Origin of the sequence: Arthrobacter sp. CAL618 (assembly GCF_000468215.1) — a bacterium.
In the GTDB taxonomy this organism is placed as follows: Bacteria; Actinomycetota; Actinomycetes; order Actinomycetales; family Micrococcaceae; genus Arthrobacter_D.
On the sequence record NZ_ASZW01000275.1, the window covers coordinates 16,332 to 32,691 of the forward strand.

The 16,360-nt window shown below is 59.8% G+C and carries 17 protein-coding genes; 7 read left to right on the forward strand and 10 right to left on the reverse strand.

Going from position 1 to position 16,360, the window contains the following annotated elements; all coding sequences use genetic code 11:
* Positions 1 to 38: 38 nt before the first annotated feature.
* Positions 39 to 1,277, forward strand: coding sequence for an MFS transporter (locus K728_RS0116785; RefSeq protein ID WP_024475558.1), 1,239 nt, complete (start codon positions 39 to 41; stop codon positions 1,275 to 1,277).
* A 1-nt stretch (position 1,278) separates the two neighbouring features.
* Positions 1,279 to 1,638: an ArsR/SmtB family transcription factor gene (locus tag K728_RS0116790; RefSeq protein WP_019481403.1), complete on the forward strand. Its 360-nt coding sequence runs from the start codon at positions 1,279 to 1,281 to the stop codon at positions 1,636 to 1,638.
* A gap of 39 nt (positions 1,639 to 1,677) precedes the next feature.
* Here K728_RS0116790 and K728_RS22760 read toward each other — a convergent pair whose 3' ends face one another.
* The 3 genes from K728_RS22760 to K728_RS0116800 all read right to left on the reverse strand — a co-directional run bounded on the left by K728_RS22760 (position 1,678) and on the right by K728_RS0116800 (position 2,912).
* Positions 1,678 to 1,929 (reverse strand): DUF305 domain-containing protein, encoded by a 252-nt coding sequence (locus tag K728_RS22760; RefSeq protein WP_337587511.1) that lies wholly within the window; start codon positions 1,927 to 1,929, stop codon positions 1,678 to 1,680.
* Positions 1,824 to 2,381 (reverse strand): DUF305 domain-containing protein, encoded by a 558-nt coding sequence (locus tag K728_RS19815; protein ID WP_443111010.1) that lies wholly within the window; start codon positions 2,379 to 2,381, stop codon positions 1,824 to 1,826. The genes K728_RS22760 and K728_RS19815 overlap by 106 nt, the downstream gene beginning before the upstream one ends.
* Positions 2,382 to 2,435: 54 nt before the next feature.
* Positions 2,436 to 2,912: a hypothetical protein gene (locus K728_RS0116800; RefSeq protein WP_156911371.1), complete on the reverse strand. Its 477-nt coding sequence runs from the start codon at positions 2,910 to 2,912 to the stop codon at positions 2,436 to 2,438.
* Between the two features lie 184 nt (positions 2,913 to 3,096).
* Between K728_RS0116800 and K728_RS0116805 the strand changes: the two genes are divergently transcribed.
* The 3 genes from K728_RS0116805 to K728_RS0116815 all read left to right on the forward strand — a co-directional run bounded on the left by K728_RS0116805 (position 3,097) and on the right by K728_RS0116815 (position 6,961).
* A complete protein-coding gene (locus K728_RS0116805) occupies positions 3,097 to 5,280 on the forward strand; it encodes a malate synthase G (RefSeq protein WP_024477382.1) in 2,184 nt (727 codons plus the stop codon).
* Entirely contained in the window at positions 5,277 to 5,705 is a 429-nt protein-coding gene (locus tag K728_RS0116810; protein ID WP_019481279.1) for a GlcG/HbpS family heme-binding protein, read from the forward strand. The genes K728_RS0116805 and K728_RS0116810 overlap by 4 nt, the downstream gene beginning before the upstream one ends.
* Before the next feature lie 191 nt (positions 5,706 to 5,896).
* Positions 5,897 to 6,961: a spore photoproduct lyase family protein gene (locus K728_RS0116815; RefSeq protein ID WP_024477383.1), complete on the forward strand. Its 1,065-nt coding sequence runs from the start codon at positions 5,897 to 5,899 to the stop codon at positions 6,959 to 6,961.
* Positions 6,962 to 7,017: 56 nt separating this feature from the next.
* On the opposite strand, the gene K728_RS0116820 is transcribed toward K728_RS0116815, so the two are convergent.
* Complete coding sequence (locus tag K728_RS0116820; protein WP_024477384.1) at positions 7,018 to 8,223, reverse strand: MFS transporter; 1,206 nt, start codon at positions 8,221 to 8,223, stop codon at positions 7,018 to 7,020.
* A gap of 351 nt (positions 8,224 to 8,574) precedes the next feature.
* On the opposite strand from K728_RS0116820, the gene K728_RS0116825 reads away from it, so the two are divergent.
* A complete protein-coding gene (locus tag K728_RS0116825; protein WP_035748479.1) occupies positions 8,575 to 9,249 on the forward strand; it encodes a haloacid dehalogenase type II in 675 nt (224 codons plus the stop codon).
* A 204-nt stretch (positions 9,250 to 9,453) separates the two neighbouring features.
* The gene (locus K728_RS0116830; RefSeq protein ID WP_024477386.1) at positions 9,454 to 10,335 is read left to right on the forward strand and encodes an SDR family oxidoreductase; all 882 of its coding nucleotides are present in this window, start codon (positions 9,454 to 9,456) and stop codon (positions 10,333 to 10,335) included.
* Positions 10,336 to 10,855: 520 nt separating this feature from the next.
* On the opposite strand, the gene K728_RS0116835 is transcribed toward K728_RS0116830, so the two are convergent.
* From K728_RS0116835 to ppk2, 6 genes are all read right to left on the reverse strand, one after another.
* Entirely contained in the window at positions 10,856 to 11,230 is a 375-nt protein-coding gene (locus K728_RS0116835; protein ID WP_024477387.1) for a cupin domain-containing protein, read from the reverse strand.
* A gap of 500 nt (positions 11,231 to 11,730) precedes the next feature.
* Positions 11,731 to 12,897 carry a globin domain-containing protein gene (locus K728_RS0116840; RefSeq protein WP_024477388.1) on the reverse strand — a complete coding sequence of 389 codons (1,167 nt, stop codon included), beginning with the start codon at positions 12,895 to 12,897 and terminating at the stop codon, positions 11,731 to 11,733.
* A 102-nt stretch (positions 12,898 to 12,999) separates the two neighbouring features.
* Positions 13,000 to 13,443 carry an RrF2 family transcriptional regulator gene (locus K728_RS0116845; RefSeq protein WP_024477389.1) on the reverse strand — a complete coding sequence of 148 codons (444 nt, stop codon included), beginning with the start codon at positions 13,441 to 13,443 and terminating at the stop codon, positions 13,000 to 13,002.
* Positions 13,444 to 13,572: 129 nt separating this feature from the next.
* A complete protein-coding gene (locus tag K728_RS0116850) occupies positions 13,573 to 13,944 on the reverse strand; it encodes a hypothetical protein (protein WP_024477390.1) in 372 nt (123 codons plus the stop codon).
* A gap of 103 nt (positions 13,945 to 14,047) precedes the next feature.
* Positions 14,048 to 15,130, reverse strand: coding sequence for a TerC family protein (locus tag K728_RS0116855; protein WP_024477391.1), 1,083 nt, complete (start codon positions 15,128 to 15,130; stop codon positions 14,048 to 14,050).
* A 187-nt stretch (positions 15,131 to 15,317) separates the two neighbouring features.
* Entirely contained in the window at positions 15,318 to 16,190 is an 873-nt protein-coding gene (ppk2, locus tag K728_RS0116860; protein ID WP_024477392.1) for a polyphosphate kinase 2, read from the reverse strand.
* Between the last annotated feature and the right edge of the window lie 170 nt (positions 16,191 to 16,360).

A 16,360-nucleotide genomic window follows, 5' to 3' on the forward strand; every position in this document is an offset into this window, starting at 1 on the left:
GACAGGTCTTCAGTGCAGTTTTAATGGACAGGATTCGCATGCTTGAGGTTCTCAAGGTTGTCGCCTATCGGAGGCTGTTCACAGCACAGATTCTTGCACTCTTAGGCACGGGTTTGCTGACTGTGGCACTAGGCCTGTTGGCTTTTGATCTGGCCGGCGGGAAGGCCGGTGCGGTGTTGGGTACCGCGTTGACTATCAAAATGCTGGCCTACGTTTTCGTCGCTCCGATAATGGCTGCCCTGGTTCAGCGGTTACCCCGCAAAACGGTTCTTGTCGCGGCGGATCTGATGCGCGCGGCCATCGCTCTCGCATTACCCTTCATTGACCAGGTCTGGCAGATTTATGTGCTGGTATTCCTCCTGCAATCCGCATCCGCCACGTTCACTCCGGCATTTCAGGCTCTCATACCGGTTATTCTGCCGAAGGAGAAAGATTACACCCGAGCCCTGTCGCTCTCTCGTTTGGCCTACGATCTGGAGTCGCTGCTTAGCCCACTGATCGCTGCGGTGTTGTTGACGGTCATGAGCTACCACAACCTGTTCGTCGGGACGATGGCCGGATTCTTGCTCTCCGCGATAATTGTGCTTACCACCGCGCTGCCGCGGATACCGGCACTGGATCGAACCGGATCTCTACTACACCGGACCACTTTGGGTACGCGAATATTCCTCGGCAACCCGTCCCTCCGGGGCTTGATGGCTTTGAACCTTGTGGTGGCCTCCGGGACGGCTTTGGTGCTGGTCAATACCGTCGTCTACGCCCTGGACGTATTTGGTGGGTCTACTACTGATCTGGCTGTGGCCCTCGCCTGCTATGGCGCTGGCTCAATGGTCGTTGCGCTAGCCGCTCCACGGATCCTTGAGCGGGTGACGGACCGCACCATGATGGTTCGTGGCGGCGTTATTCTGGCGCTCGCGACCGCCGCGGCCGCGGTGATCGCCTGGACCGAACAATCCTGGCTGTTACTTCTCGCTCTGTGGATGGTACTGGGCGCGGGCACCTCAATGATCAATACGCCGTCGGCGCGGCTGCTCCGGCGCGCCGCCACCGACCGCACCCGTAGTTACCTCTTCACCGCACAGTTCTCCCTGTCACACGCCTGCTTCATCGTCACCTACCCGATCGCCGGTTGGGTTGGTGCGGGGTGGGGACAACCGGCCGCGGCAGTAGTCCTTTCTGCTCTCGCTACGCTGGGGACGGTGGCCGCGTTGCGGTTGTGGCCCGATGACCAGCACCCAGGTCCGCCTAAGGTTTCGGTTAGACAGCAGGCCCGGTAACGTGATCAATCATGAAAGCGGCCCCGCGCCGAGCCTGCATCACCCTGGCGTCCCCGACAACGTCCGCCTCGAGGCTGGCGCAGCGGTGTTCAGGATGCTTGCCGATCCGACCCGGCTGCATCTCCTGTGGATCCTCGCCCAGGCCCCGAACGACGTCAGTTCACTCGTCGACCAGACTGGCGCATCACGGACATCTGTGAGCCAGCACCTGGCGAAACTGCGGTTTTCCGGTCTGGTGACCACCCGCAAGGAGAGCCGCAACGTGGTGTACAGCATCGTCGATGGACACCTGGCCCGGCTCGTGCAGGAGGGTCTCAATCTTGCTGACCACCGGGTCACCGGCGAGCCCACCCACGGCTGAGGCCCTCTCCCCCGGATCCATTAGCGCGGCCGACCAGGGTTAGAGTTCGGCGAGCAGCTGTTCCATTTCCTGGATTTCGGCGAGCTGGGTTTCCATGATGGTCTCGGCGAGAGCAATTGCCGCAGGGTTCTCCCCGTTATCGATTTCCTCCTGGGCCATCTCCACCGCCCCGTCGTGGTGTTCAATCATGGATTCCAGGAACAACCCGACCGCGTCGTCACCCTCAGCCGCTTCCAGATCAGCCATCTGATCTTCATCCAGCATGCCGTCCATCCCACCCATCCCGCCCATCTCGTGCCCAGCCATGCCACCGTCNCGGGCATGACCGGTCGGTCCCACGCTTCGAGCCAGCCGGTCATGATATCGATCTCAGGACCCTGCGCAGCCTTGATCCTGGTGGCGAGATCGGTAATCTCAGGGCTGACGTCGTCTTTGGCAAGCATCATCTCGCTCATCTCCACCGCCTGCTGGTGGTGAGGAATCATCATCTGGGCGAACATGGCATCCGCGGGATTGTGCTCGGCGGATACCACAGCACTGGATTCGGTGGGGGAAGCAGTTCCCTGGGTGAAAGCCGTTGGCTCGGCCACCGGGGTAGTCGTGTCGTTGTCGCTTACGCAGCCCGCGAGTGTGATGACGGCTGCGACGCTCAGCCCTGCGATGGGGAGGTAACGCTTCATAGTGATCTGATCCTTTGTGAATTCATCTGATGAATAGTCTGCAGTGGTGCCCTCGACGGGCATGCATGCCTTTGGCTGGAAGCCTTTGCGCTCACCAGAAAGGCGGGTGCCGGTGTTTTATGTCCGGCTGATACAGAGTTGGATCAGTGAAGGAACGGGGATCGATAGGGGTTGTAAACGGATCAGTGGCGGACCGCGGAGGAGCACCGACCCGGGAACGAACCGGCCGGAACGGATCAGGAACCCCAGAATGGCGACGACGATGATCGCCAGGAGACACATTCCCAGGACTGCGCTGTCGTTGCCGCATGACCCCACGCAGCCCTGCCCTGATTCGCCGGAGCTCCCGTCCGTAGAAGCGGCGGGGGCAGCATTCGCCTGGACGTGGTGCGACCCGCTCATAGCCGTCGCGGATTCGGTGTCCAATGTCATAGGACTAGCAGAGAACACAGCACCATCAGCCGCGTCGTTCCACGTTGAAGATCCGTGTGTGGACGGGCCGTGACCGCCCATCCACACATGCATTGCGAGGATCGCGACAATGATGGCGGCAAACCCCAAAGAGGTTAGGGCTGTTCGCGACAGATCGAGCATCGCCCTTAGCCTGATCCTGCCTGACACCGCCATTGCCCTTTCATTTTTCGTTGACTGCTTCCAGTTTAGTGAACTTCACGCAGAGCCGGAGGTCGGGCTGTGCATTGACATGCGGAGCAGCGCTGGCTAGGTTTTGATATTGGTAAACTTTTTCCACCTTACGAGAATCTAAGGGGCGGGCATTATGCCGAACTATTTGGAGATCAACGGCCTCAGCGTCGCCGAAGAGCTTTATGACTTCGTCCGGGACGAAGCTTTGCCTGGAACGGGGATTGAAGAGGGAGCTTTTTGGGCTGGCGCGGCCGCGGTCATCACCGATTTCTCGCCCCAGGTGGGGGAACTGCTAGCCATCCGGGACCGGATGCAGCAGCAAATTGACGAGTTTCACCGCTCGCAAGGGGCGGAACCCGTGCAGGAGGAAGCCTACGAGACGTTTCTCCGCTCAATCGGTTACCTGGTCGACGAGCCCGAAGACTTCGCTATCACGACCGACCGGGTGGACCCCGAGATCGCAACCGTGTCCGGGCCTCAATTGGTAGTCCCGCTCCTGAATGCCCGGTTCGCTGCCAACGCAGCAAACGCTCGATGGGGCTCACTCTATGACGCGCTCTACGGCACGGATGCAGTTGACGACGGCGATGGTCGCGAACAGACAGGTGCCTATAACCCAGTCCGTGGCGCCGCCGTCGTGGCACGTGGGCGGCAGTTCCTGGATGAGTACCTTGGTCTGGCGGGCGGATCCCACGCTGACGTCAACGCCTACCGAATTGCAGACGGCGCTCTCGTCGCGGAGACACCAGATGGTTCGCTGGGGCTGGCCGACCCAGGGCAACTGGTGGGCTATCAGGGAAGCGCGGACGCCCCCGAATCAGTATTGCTGGTACACCACGGACTTCACGTCGAAATCCTGATCGACCGCACCCACACCATCGGTTCTGGGGACCCTGCTGGGGTGAAGGACGTAGTGTTGGAGTCAGCGATCACAACCATCATGGACCTCGAAGACTCCGTAGCAGCGGTCGACGCCGGGGATAAGGTCTTGGGCTACCGCAATTGGCTGCAATTGATGCAGGGCACCCTGACTGCCGAGATTGCGCAAAAGGGAGGCACACATACCCGGCGGCTCAACTCCGACCGCACCTACACGGCACCCGACGGCTCGGAGCTGACTCTGCCCGGGCGCTCGCTGCTTCTCATCCGCCAGGTAGGCCACCTGATGACCAGTGATGCTGTCCTGGACTCTTCCGGAGCGCCGGTGCCCGAGGAGATCCTCGACGCCCTATTCACTGGACTTGGCTCGGTACACGATCTGCGGGGCCCACACGCCGGGCGCAACTCGCGGGCCGGATCGGTGTACATCGTCAAGCCGAAGATGCACGGTCCGGGTGAAGTCGCAGTGGCCTGCGCACTGTTGGCGGCCGTAGAGCCCGTGTTGGGCCTTGAACCGCTTACCCTGAAAATCGGCATCATGGACGAAGAACGCCGTACGTCGACCAACCTGAAGGCTTGCATCTGGGAGGCGCGGGAACGTGTCGCGTTCATCAACACCGGATTCCTTGATCGCACCGGCGACGAAATCCATACCTCGATGATCGCTGGCCCCATGGTCCGCAAAGCCGACATGCGTAACTCCAGCTGGATCGCGGCCTATGAGGACGCGAACGTTGATATAGGCCTGGAGTGCGGGTTCAGCGGGCGGGCCCAAATCGGTAAGGGCATGTGGGCGGCCCCTGACAATATGGGCGACATGCTGAGGCAAAAGGTTGCGCACCCGCTTGCCGGCGCGGACTGCGCCTGGGTCCCCTCCCCGACCGCCGCGACCCTGCACGTTATGCACTACCATCAGGTCGATGTGGATGCCCGGCAGGCTGAACTAGCCGGGAAGCGTCGCTCGACCCTGCGGCAACTGCTCACCATTCCGCTCGGTAACCCCTCTGACTGGAGTGCGGATGACCGACGTAGCGAGCTGGATAACAACATTCAGAGCACCCTGGGATACGTCGTGCGCTGGGTGAACGACGGCGTCGGGTGCTCCAAGGTTCCCGACATCCACGGCACAGCATTGATGGAAGACCGCGCAACCTGCCGCATCAGCTCCCAGCACGTCTCGAACTGGGTGCTGCACGGCATCGTAACCGAGGAAGAGGTCGACGCTTCCCTGCAACGAATGGCTGTGGTCGTCGACGAGCAGAACGCCTCGGACCCTGCCTACGTGCCGATGTCCCCGGCGTTCAATACCGAGGCGTTCCTGGCAGCCCGCGAACTCGTTCTAGAGGGCGCCGCTCAACCATCCGGATACACCGAACCCATTCTGCATCGCCGCCGTGCCCTGCATAAGCAAGCCGACAATCGAACGAGGTCATCATGAGCCTGACACTGACAACCGCCCAATCCATCATCGCCGACGCCCTCGCGGCAGGTCAGCAGCAGAACTTCAAGCCGCTGACCGTCGTCGTGCTCGACGCCGGCGGCCACGTCATCGCCGCTGCGCGCCAGGATGGTGCCTCGAATAATCGCTTTGAGATCGCCCAGGGTAAGGCGTACGGAGCGCTGGCCCTCGGAATGGGTTCGCGGGCAATCATGGAGCGCGCCGAGCAACAGGCGTACTTTATTGCCGCAGCGACAGCCACTCTGGGTGGCCGACTCATCCCAGTGCCCGGTGGTGTCCTGGTACGCGACAATGACGGCACCATCCAGGGAGCGGTCGGCATCAGTGGGGACAGCTCAGACAACGACGAAGCCGCCGCGTCGACCGCAATCAAGGCTGCTGGCCTGACGGCACAAATTGACTGAAACCACCGTTGCCGGGTGGTAGGTGGCTCACGCTCGTAACCACTCTCTGGGACCGTCAAGGCGCTCGAACGCCTTGACGGTCCTTTCGGTAGGATGCCCTTCCTGTCCCCCATGCATTCCCGGTTGACTGCCGTAAGAGGCCTTCGGCATAACCGGTGCCCGCATCTTCGGCACCTTGGGAGAATAGAGTGATGGAGTTCAACCGGCTGTTACAGATCCGTCGCATCTATGCCCAACCCGCTGCATTGGAGTTGCCACGAGGGAAAGAGATTGTCCAACGATGGCCGGCAGCCGAAGTTGTGCTTGTCGACAACCACTGGAACATACCGGACCTCCACGGTGATGAGACCAACGTTCCCCGCTGGTCCAGGATCAAGACGGAAGCGTTGGTACTCGGGGTCAAGAAATCATTGGCCGTAAAGCCGAACGGCCGGTCAGCGGATTTCATTGCGCCCTCAACTGCCAACGGTTGCGCCATGGCATGCGCTTACTGCTACGTACCCCGACACAAGGGATACAGCAATCCGGTAACCGTGTTCGCGAACATCTCGCAGATCGCAGGAGCGCTTGATCGGCACGCCGCACGACAGGGCATGAAATTGGAGCCCAACCAGTGCGACCCGGAACTTTGGGTCTACGACATCGGCGAAAACAGCGACTGTTCAGTCGACGCGCTGATCAGCGATAACGTGGAGGACCTCGTCACACTCTTCCGCGATGTGCCGAACGCGAAGCTGTCCTTCGCCACCAAGTACGTTAACCCAGCGATGCTCGGGTGGGACCACGGCGGTCATACCAGGATTCGCTTTTCCCTCATGCCCGCGGAGCTGGCGAAATCGATTGACGTCCGAACCTCGCCTGTGGCCGAACGGATGGCTGCGATCAATGACTTCGTGGAGGCCGGGTATGAGGTACACGTCAACTTCTCCCCCGTCATCATCACGGACACCTGGCTCAGCGATTGGGAGGAACTGTTGCGCCAGCTTGATGCCAAGCTAACGCCCGCCGCTAAAGCCCAACTGGCGGCGGAAGTCATTTTCCTGACCCACAACGAGCGGCTACACGAGGTGAATTTGGGGTGGCATCCGCAGGCCGAGAAGGCGCTGTGGCGCCCAGATCTGCAGGAATCGAAGGTTTCGTCCAACGGCTTCACCAACGTCCGCTACCGCTCAGGGACCAAGGCTGGCTATGTTCGACAACTGCTTGCCCTGATTCGGGATATCGCGCCGTACTGCCGCATCCGCTACGCGTTCTGAGCCTGGACGAACGACACATCTCTCTGGGAGACCCTGCTTCGGTAGTCGGCTTTCGGTCAATCAGTACCGCGGATCACGTGGTCACGTCCGACGAGCAAACCCGTCCCAGCTAGAACCGCCATGATGCCAGCGGTGACAATGAGTGGAAGCGTCCAACCCCCGCTCACATCGCGAAGGCCGCCGAACATCACCGGCCCGACTGCACCCAGACCGTAACCGACAGACTGCGCCATGCCCGACAGGGACGCCGCCTGCAGGTGATTGACGGTCCGGAGGCTGAACAGCGACAGAGCAATAACAATGAGGCTCCCGCACCCGATTGCTCCCAGAAGGATCCACAACAAGATGAGGTCCGGCACCAGTGCCAGACCGAGAAACGTCACGAACATGAGAGCCCCACTCATGAAGGATACGAACCGTTGGTCCACGCCTCGATGAATGATCCCTCCTGCGGCAAGACTGGCGAACACGCTGAGGAGCAAAAATACTGACAGGTGAACTCCCGCGGTGGTGGCAGGGATTCCGCGACTTTGCTCGATGGAGGGGAGCCACGCCATCAAAACGTAAAAGCCAATAGATTGCAGGCCCATGAAAATCGTCACCTGCCAACCCAAGGCTGAGGCCCATGGCGACCGGTGAGGGGCCTCCGGCATGGTGGCGTGCGGAGTATCCAACCTGTGCCGGCGCAGCCACGGCAAGAGCACCGCCATCGCTATCAGAGCCAGTCCCACCCAGATTCCAAGGGCAAGCCGCCATCCCGCCGGAGACATTTGTGCCACGGGCACGACGACGGCGGCCCCGATCGCGGCGAACGCAGCCTGGGTGGCGGTGTAGCTTCCGGTAACCTGGCTGACCCGCAGTGGAAAGTCCCGCTTCACAAGCGACGGCACCAAGACATTGAGAAACGCAATAGCCAAGCCGATCAGCACGGTGCCCAGCCAGATGAAACCGGGCACGGGTAACGAGCGAAGCACGATGCCGACGGCGAGGATCAGCAGTGATAGCCACAGCGTACGATCAAGACCCAAACGGGACGCGATGCGGGGCGCGACGGGTGAGAAGACTGCAAAAGCGATGAGCGGAAGACCTGTAAGGAGTCCTGCCGCAGCACTGGATAACTGGAGATCGCCGCTGATGTTCTCCAGCACCGGGCCCACGCTGACAAAGGACACCCGAAGGTTAACTGCGATGAACAGAACGCCGATGAATGCGAACCCGAACCTAACAGTGCGGTCCTGCGAGTTCCGAGCAGTAGCCAGCATAGACTCTTCTTCTATCCTTCAAGAGGTGTGGGGCGCCATCGCCCTCGGACTCGCATCATACGGGACCGGTCCCGGCCACCACATCCACCCTCCAACAAACAATGGGGGCGCTGCGGCCGGAATCCGTTCAAGGTGGCAAGCCCCGGTGCTCCCTGCCGTCCCTGGGATGTACTCCTTAGAAAATACATCCTGGGGGTGGCTTCTGGTGAGGTAGCGCCAATAGGTAGGAATGGAATTCGTAGGTGTCAAACATTTGCGAAGTGTCTGCAGTCATGTGGAGGCGGGTATCGTCGTCACAGGGCCATTACTGTCCCAAACCAACTCGTCGACGAGCCAGGAAGGGTCATCCCTATGCGCACAACACCGGCAGTTCTGGTCTTTGACGTCAATGAGACTTTGTCTGACATGACGCCGATGAAAAATGCGTTCACAGAATCTGGGTTACACGAGACCCTCTCACGTGTATGGTTCGCCGAATTACTCCGCGACGGGTTCGCGCTCACTACAACCGGCGAAAACCCGGCCTTCCTGGACATCGCATCCGACAGTCTTCACCGGCTCCTCACCCAAACCTTAGGACCGGGCAACTATCAGAACCAGACCAATCACATCATGGGCGTGTTCAAGAACCTCCCTCTGCACCCCGATGTGGCACCCGGCATCAGGAAACTGAACACCATCACTCAACTGGTCACGCTTAGCAACGGTTCTCCTTCAGTAGCGGAATCTCTAACCTCCAGGGGCGGCATCCGGGACAAGTTCTCCCGATTGCTCAGCGTCCAAGATGCGCCATGCTGGAAACCGGCCGCAGAGGCCTACCGCTACGTTTCACGCCAGACCGGCCATGCGCCCGGCGATCTCATGCTGGTAGCGGTCCACCCGTGGGACATCCACGGCGCAAAAACCGCCGGTTTGCAGACCGCCTGGATAAACCGCTCGGCTACTGCCTACCCCTCCTACTACGCCCAGCCCGATGTAGAAGCTCAGGACATTATTGAACTAGCGAGAACACTCCAAACGACCTGATCTCGCCTCTTCTCCTTAACAGCCCACCGAGTTGTAAAACCAAATGGTCCTGGATGCCCTTGGGGTGGTCTTGCTCCGACTCGTCTGGTCACGGACACTCCAATCTGGATCATTTAGGTAGTAGACGAGGAACGCCGCTGGGAGGACAATGGCTCTCCTCCGGCGCACATCAGGTGCACCTTCGGAGGCGATGAAGGAATAACGATGACTGAAACTATTCTCGTCTACGGGGCAACGGGTACCCAAGGGACTCCGGTCGAGGCCCAGCTCCTCACACAGGGGCGGACCACTCGCGTCGTAACTCGTGACGCAAACCGCGCCGCGCACTGGAGCGCTCGGGGCGCTGAGGTCGCAGTGGCCGACTTGGGCGACCCGGACAGCCTCGCGAAGGCGAACGCCGACATCGATCGTGTGGTCCTCCAACTCCCCCTGCAGTATGACTTCGAATTGCATGAGGCATATGGCCGCAATGCCGTCGACGCCGCCCGTGCAGCCGGAGTGAAGCTGGTCGTGTTCAATACCAGCGCGCACGTCATTCCCGGCGAAAACGTTCATGCTTATGAGGCGCGTCAGGAGGTGGTCGATTACCTCCACGCCAGTGGGATCCCGAGCGTCGTGATTCGCCCGACCTTTTACTATGAAATATTTTTGGGTCCATGGATTAGGCCAGGGATCGTCGACTCAGGTGTCGTAGCGTTCCCGCTGCCTGCGCAGTTCCCGATGTCCTGGATTTCTGCGGCGGAAACGGCCGCGTACGCAGTGGCCGCTCTAGACCGGCCTGACCTGGCGGGGAGGGGATTCGACGTCGGCGGACCAGAAGCGCTTACCGGCGTCGACATCGCCGGTCGGTTCGCTGACATTACCGGACGTCCGATGACCTACGTGTCTATCGACCCCGACGATTACGAGCTTGCGCTGGCGCCCATTTTCGGCGAAACGGTAGCGTTTGAGGTGGCAGCTCAGGTGAGATGCATGATCCGCCGCGGGAGTGGTGCAATAGACATGACTGCGACCAGCGCAGACTTTGGGGTTGAGGCGTTACCGCTTGCACGGTGGTTGAATGGGCATGACTGGGACGTAGCCTGACGGCCTCCACTCAATTTTTGGCGGCAGAAATTCAGCGCTACTTCAAGGGATTTGACGGCACCCACTGTTGCTGGCGAATGCACGCCGATCCCGCCTCCGATAAGACCCAGCGGTCTCCCTTGTTCAGCAGTTTCATGCTCATCAGTGGCAACTCTCCAACCGCCCCCGTGACACCGACGAAATAGCAGTTCTGATGGTCCGCCCGAGCCCTCACATGGACACAGCCCCGACCCGTGACATCCGGACCGCGCTTTGCGTTGTCTGGCGCGAAGCTTCCTGCGGCTATGGTCGCGGTGGCTGGGCTGTCCGCGAGTGATTTGCCAACCTCCACCTGCCCGGATGTGATGCTGAATCTGACATGCACCTTGTCAGACCGAACATATGCCGACTTGTGCAGGGGAGGACAATCCCGCTGGCAGGCAGCGGTGTTTCCGGTGCCGACTGCCACAGCGCGCTGAGAAGCTCACGCGAGAACAAGCCTGTGGAGTGAGTCCGCTACGCCCGCTTTCGTCCTCTGGAGCTAAGCAGGTTTGGCATATGCGGCTGCGCTCAGAATTTCGTAGCCCACAAATGTTTCATCGTTTTCGACCCAGGCGTCATGGCCAGGGGGGATTGAATAGGCTTCGCCGACGCGAATTGTGGCGCGGGTTCCATCTTCCATCTCAACTGTCAGCGTTCCGGCAATACAAAACCCCAAATGACTATTTTGGCAGCTCTCGGTCTGCACCACGGTCTTGACGGTCTCGGACCACCTCCAGCCGGGCTCGAAAGTGAACCTGCCTAAGGTAGTGTCGCCAAGGTTGACCACATCAACTTCGGTCTTAGGTGGACGGCGTTTTTCATCGGGTTCGTTGAATGACTTTGATTCCAGAGCCTTGACACTTATCGCGGACATCTCGTCCTCCCCATTAAGCCTTGCCCAACTGGTTTGACCCGGAGGAGAGATGCTCCGGGATGAGGGTCCGGAGACCTCTGAAGCGTGGCCTTTTCAGGGCTAAACCGGACATTTGCGACCAACGGCTACAGTGTGCTCTCAGCTGTGGCCTATGTCAACAGCTTTCATCGGCATCCTGAAGCCCGGTTCCAAAGTCGCTTCCTCCCTGCTCATCGATGTGATTGTTGGGAAGACTTAGCCCGGCTCGACCGCCCTTTGCCATCCAGTTGTTTCACTCAGCAATCACCTCAAGTCATCCTGATAGCAGAATGGAAGACTAGGAGACGGCTGAGTAGGAAGGAACGATTTCGGGGGTCTCCCCCGCCTGCTTTATGTTTAATAGCTCCTGCCTTGGACTGTGATGTGAGTGTGTACTGTGCGCCGGTCACCGTGTCGATGAGTGCGCCTCGCAGGCGCTGATTGCGGCGGTTATCGTTCAACTGGGCAGCTAGGGGCAACTCTTAGGCGTTGGCGAGCCAGAGGTCGGATCCGAATACTTCATAGTGGATGCGGTCAGCCGGGACGCCTGATTTTAGTGCCTGCGATCGGATTGAGCGCATGAAGGGTAGCGGTCCGCAAAGGTAAACGGACGCGTTATCCGGGATGGTTATTGAGTCCAGGGACATGAATCCCTCACGCGAATCGCTGGTTGGCGTTTCCAGCCAGAGCTCGAGTCCGGCGGACTCGAGGCTTGCCGCGTCGTTGCTCATCTGTTCCCGAAGCGCCCAGCGGTCGAGGCTGGCTTCAGCATGCAGGACGAGTACCTCTCGACGGGATTCTTGTTGAGCCAGGGACCGCAGAATCGAGGCTGTGGGGGTGCAGCCGATCCCGGCAGACGCCAGAACGAGCGGGTGATCACCGTCAGCCAAGGTGACGTCTCCACAGGGGTTTGAGAGCATTAACTGGTCGCCGACCTGGACGCTGTTGTGAAGCACCGGAGTTACTTCGCCCTCCGTGTCGAGTCGGGCGGTGAATACCCGCACGGCTGTCCCGTCGTCTGCGGCCAGCGAGTATTGGCGTACCTGGTGAACGCCGTCTGGCATCCTTACCTTCACGCCAACGTACTGTCCCGGCTGGGATGGTGTCACCGGGGTCTCATCGGCAGGAACGAGAGTGAAGGTCACGGCGTCGCTGCCCGCAGCTTCTTTTTTGCTCACCGTCCATGGTGCCCAGGGCTTGTCATTGGCGGCTGAGGCATATAGTCCCTTTTCCATTTTGATCAGGGTGTGGGCCATCAGCCAGTAGACCTCAGTCCATGCTCCAGCTATTTCGGCGGTAATTACATCGCTGAGTTCCTCGGCAATAGCGTCGAAGAGATGCTTGTAAACGACGTCGTACTGCTCCGGCACAATGCCGAGGGACACGTGCTTGTGGGCGATACGGGCAAGCAGAATTTCCGGGGCACTGTCTGGGTTATTGACCATGTGAGTGGCAAATCCCGCAATGCTTCCCGCCAAGGCCTGCTGCTGTGTCCCATTTTTCTGATTTGATCGGCTAAAGAGGCCATCAAACAACTCCGGATGCGCAGTGAAGAGCCTGGCGTAGAAGTTCTTGGCAATTTCGGGCATTTTCTCGCCCACCAAGGGAAGAGTCGCCTCGATGATGGGATGGGACTGGGTCGAAAGCATGCCGTCTCCTAGATTTGAGGCTCATTTGCCTACCCTAAAAGTAGCATCTCATATGCTGGTTTAACTATTTGAGCTATGACAAGCGCACCGCTGCGGCACCACCTATTGGCTGCTTATTGTGCTCAAAGCAACGAAGACAGGACCCGTCCCACGGGGATCGGCCAGCCCTGCTATGACAACGTCGTCGAGCTCCGAGTAAAAAGCTTCCCGGGCGCGGCGCAATGCCGTACGCAAACCGCAACCGTGAATGAGCGGGCAATCACCGGCCGGTGTGCGGCAATCCGCGAGATCCTCCCGGGTGTCCAAAGCCCGCAGCAAAGAGCCGACACTCGCACGGCGGCCCTCCTCACTGATCCTTAGCCCACCGGAGCGCCCACGGACGACATCGACAAGACCAAGATCGCGGAGCCGTATTACGGCTTTGCTGACATGGTTGTAGGGGATGCCAATTTCCTCGGCGATAACTCGGGAAGTTTTCAGCTCCGCCGCTGGAGCAAGGATCATCATCACGCGCAGGCAGACATCCGAAAAGGCGTTGATCCTCATGTATCAACAGTAGGCCGAGAAAAGGTACCCGGCGGAATTTGGCCTACGGGTTCCCTTCACAGGTGAACTTTCGCCTTTCCACTGATCAATCTCTGGGCCTACCTGCGAAACGCGGCCGGACACCGGCTGTCAGGAGACTGGCACTTCGACATCAACGATGCCGACGAACCGACTTCCGATTCCCTCGTACTCGCTGCGGACCAGACTCGGCATTACCGGCGGGAGGTCCTCAAGGGTGTGGTGCGCGCAGTAGACATAGGTGAACGGCGGCCACCACTTCTTAGGCCGTGCGGCTTCCGAGAAACCACAGACCGCGCAGGTCAGTTGAACCCAAACGGGGCGCTTACCCGTCCGGTTGTTCCTGGACTGAACGAGCCAGCCCGGTGGACTGTCCATGAGCTCGGATAGCTCGGTGTCCGTCAGCCTTGCAGGGATACCGTGACGGTGCGCCATTTCCAGGGAAATATCGAGGATTTGAGCTGCTTCACGTCGTGTAACCATCAGACAACGATACGGGATGCGGGCCCCTCCCTGCTCACGGATCCGCGTAGGACGCCGATACCCACCAGCACCTCCGACGCCCTTCACAACTGCCGGTTAAAGCCTATTTGGACGTGTCGGCAGTGGACTCCGTCCTCCCATCGACCTCAGAATGCTCGGCCAGCTCGTGTGGACGTACGGCGTCTACCGGTATGCCGTTTACCAGTACCTGCTCGTCCATGTCCTCGGCGCTGCGGGTCTTGAGTAGACTCGCGACGGTCGCTACAACGACGGTGGCTGCGATGAAGAGCAGCGAGAACCAGATGGGGATCTCGGGTACCCAAAGAAGTGGCTCCCCGCCGTTGACGAAGGGGAGCTCGTTGACGTGCAGGGCGTGGAAGACGAGCTTCACTCCGATGAAGCCGAGGATGACGGCCAGACCCTGGGCGAGGTAGACCAAGCGCTCGAGCAGCCCTCCGATGAGGAAGAACAACTGCCGCAGACCCATCAACGCGAAGGCGTTGGCGGTGAAAACGATGTAGGCCTCGTTGGTCAGACCGTAGATTGCGGGGATTGAATCGACAGCGAAGATGACGTCCACAAAGCCAATCGCGATGATTGTCAGCAACATGGGCGTGACGTAGCGCTTCCCGCCCTGCTTCACAGTGAGTTTGTCCTGGTGATACTCATCGGTGACGGGCAGGACCCGGCGGACCAGTGTCATAAACCTACCGTTAGCCGGATTGGACTCGTGGCTGCTGAACGCTTGCCGGTAGGCCAGAACGAGCAGTAGGGCGCCGAAGATGTAAAAGACCCACGAAAAGTTCTCGATCAGGGTCGCTCCGATAGCGATAAACCCGCCACGCAGGATGAGGGCGATGATGATCCCGATCATCAGCACCTTCTGCTGATACTTTTTCGGGACGGCGAATCCGGCCATCACGATGAGGAAAACGAATAGGTTGTCGATCGACAGAGCCTTCTCGGTGAGATAGCCAGCAAAGTATTCACCGCCGAACTTCCATCCCGACACCACCCCGATCCCCACCCCAAACAACAGTGCCAGTCCGATATAGAAGGCCGACCAGCGCGCCGATTCTGCGATGGACGGCTCGTGTGGTTTACGAACGTGGGCGAAGAACTCGTAGACAAAGAAGAGGATCGTCACAGCGATCGTGATGAGCCAGATCAGGGGTGTGACCTGCATAAGATTGCTCCCAAGGGGTAGGCGTTGAACAGATACGCCAAGGTCTCCTCCGCCCCGGACAACACCGGAACCGACGACCCGAGATGCTTCAGTGCATCCGTATTGACGGGCCAATCACAGACGGGAGTACTCCCCTTGATAAAAGAATCCTAACCCACCCGAAACCGGCAGACCAACCGGCATCCACTCAGCGGGACTTATGCTGGGCGGAATCCTTCTTCTTGCCCTTCGGCGCTTTTTTAGATTTCCCGATCTCGTAGCGCTGTGGAACGAACCGCTGGCGATCCAACGGCGGTCGGTCGTAGATCCGGTTCTGGCGCTCGGGCAACTCGATGTCCGGAAACTCCCGGCGCTCGTAAGGCAGTAGCGATAGCAGATGGGCCATCAGGTTAAGCCGGGCCTCCTTCTTGTTGTCGGCGTCGACCACCCACCACGGGCTGCGCTCGGTGTCACTGAACTCAAACATCTTGTCCTTGGCCTCGGCGTAGTCAACCCACCGGGCTTGCGCCTCAAGGTCCAGGGTGCTCAGTTTCCAACGCTTAGCCGGGTTATCGATGCGGCCCTGGAATCGTCGGCGCTGCTCGGAGTCAGAAAGACTCAACCAGTACTTCACCAGGACGATCCCATCGGAGATCAATGCCTCTTCAAGCATGGGCACCGCCTCGACGAAGTCGGCATACTGTTCATCGGTGCAATAGCCCATCACCCGCTCCACCCCGGCCCGGTTGTACCAAGACCGGTCGAACAGCACAATTTCCCCAGCCGCTGGTAGATGGGCGATGTAGCGTTGAAAGTACCACTGTGACCGCTCGCGCTCAGTGGGCGCCGGGAGTGCAACAACCCTGCAGAAGCGCGGGTTGAGCGCCCCGCTAATGCGTTGGATCGTTCCGCCCTTACCGGCGGTGTCGCGTCCTTCGAAAATAACGACCAACCGCGTGCCGGTTGCGCGCACCCACTCCTGCAAGGCGACCAGTTCCTCCTGCAACCGCAGCAATTCCTTGTCGTAGTCCTTCTTGGACAGGACCTGGGGGCTCGCCTCATCAGACGTTTTCTTGACCACACCTCATATTCTGCCCCAGAGCAGAGCATTTCAGGGAGGTACTTCCACTGTTCGGGCCGAGGGCCACGAGAACCGGCCTTCTCCGAGAACCGTTGGCGCTGATACTCGGACCTTCCTGCTCTTGATGTTCATGCACCGCAAGTCGGTGACGGTCGGCGTCTGAGCCGCCG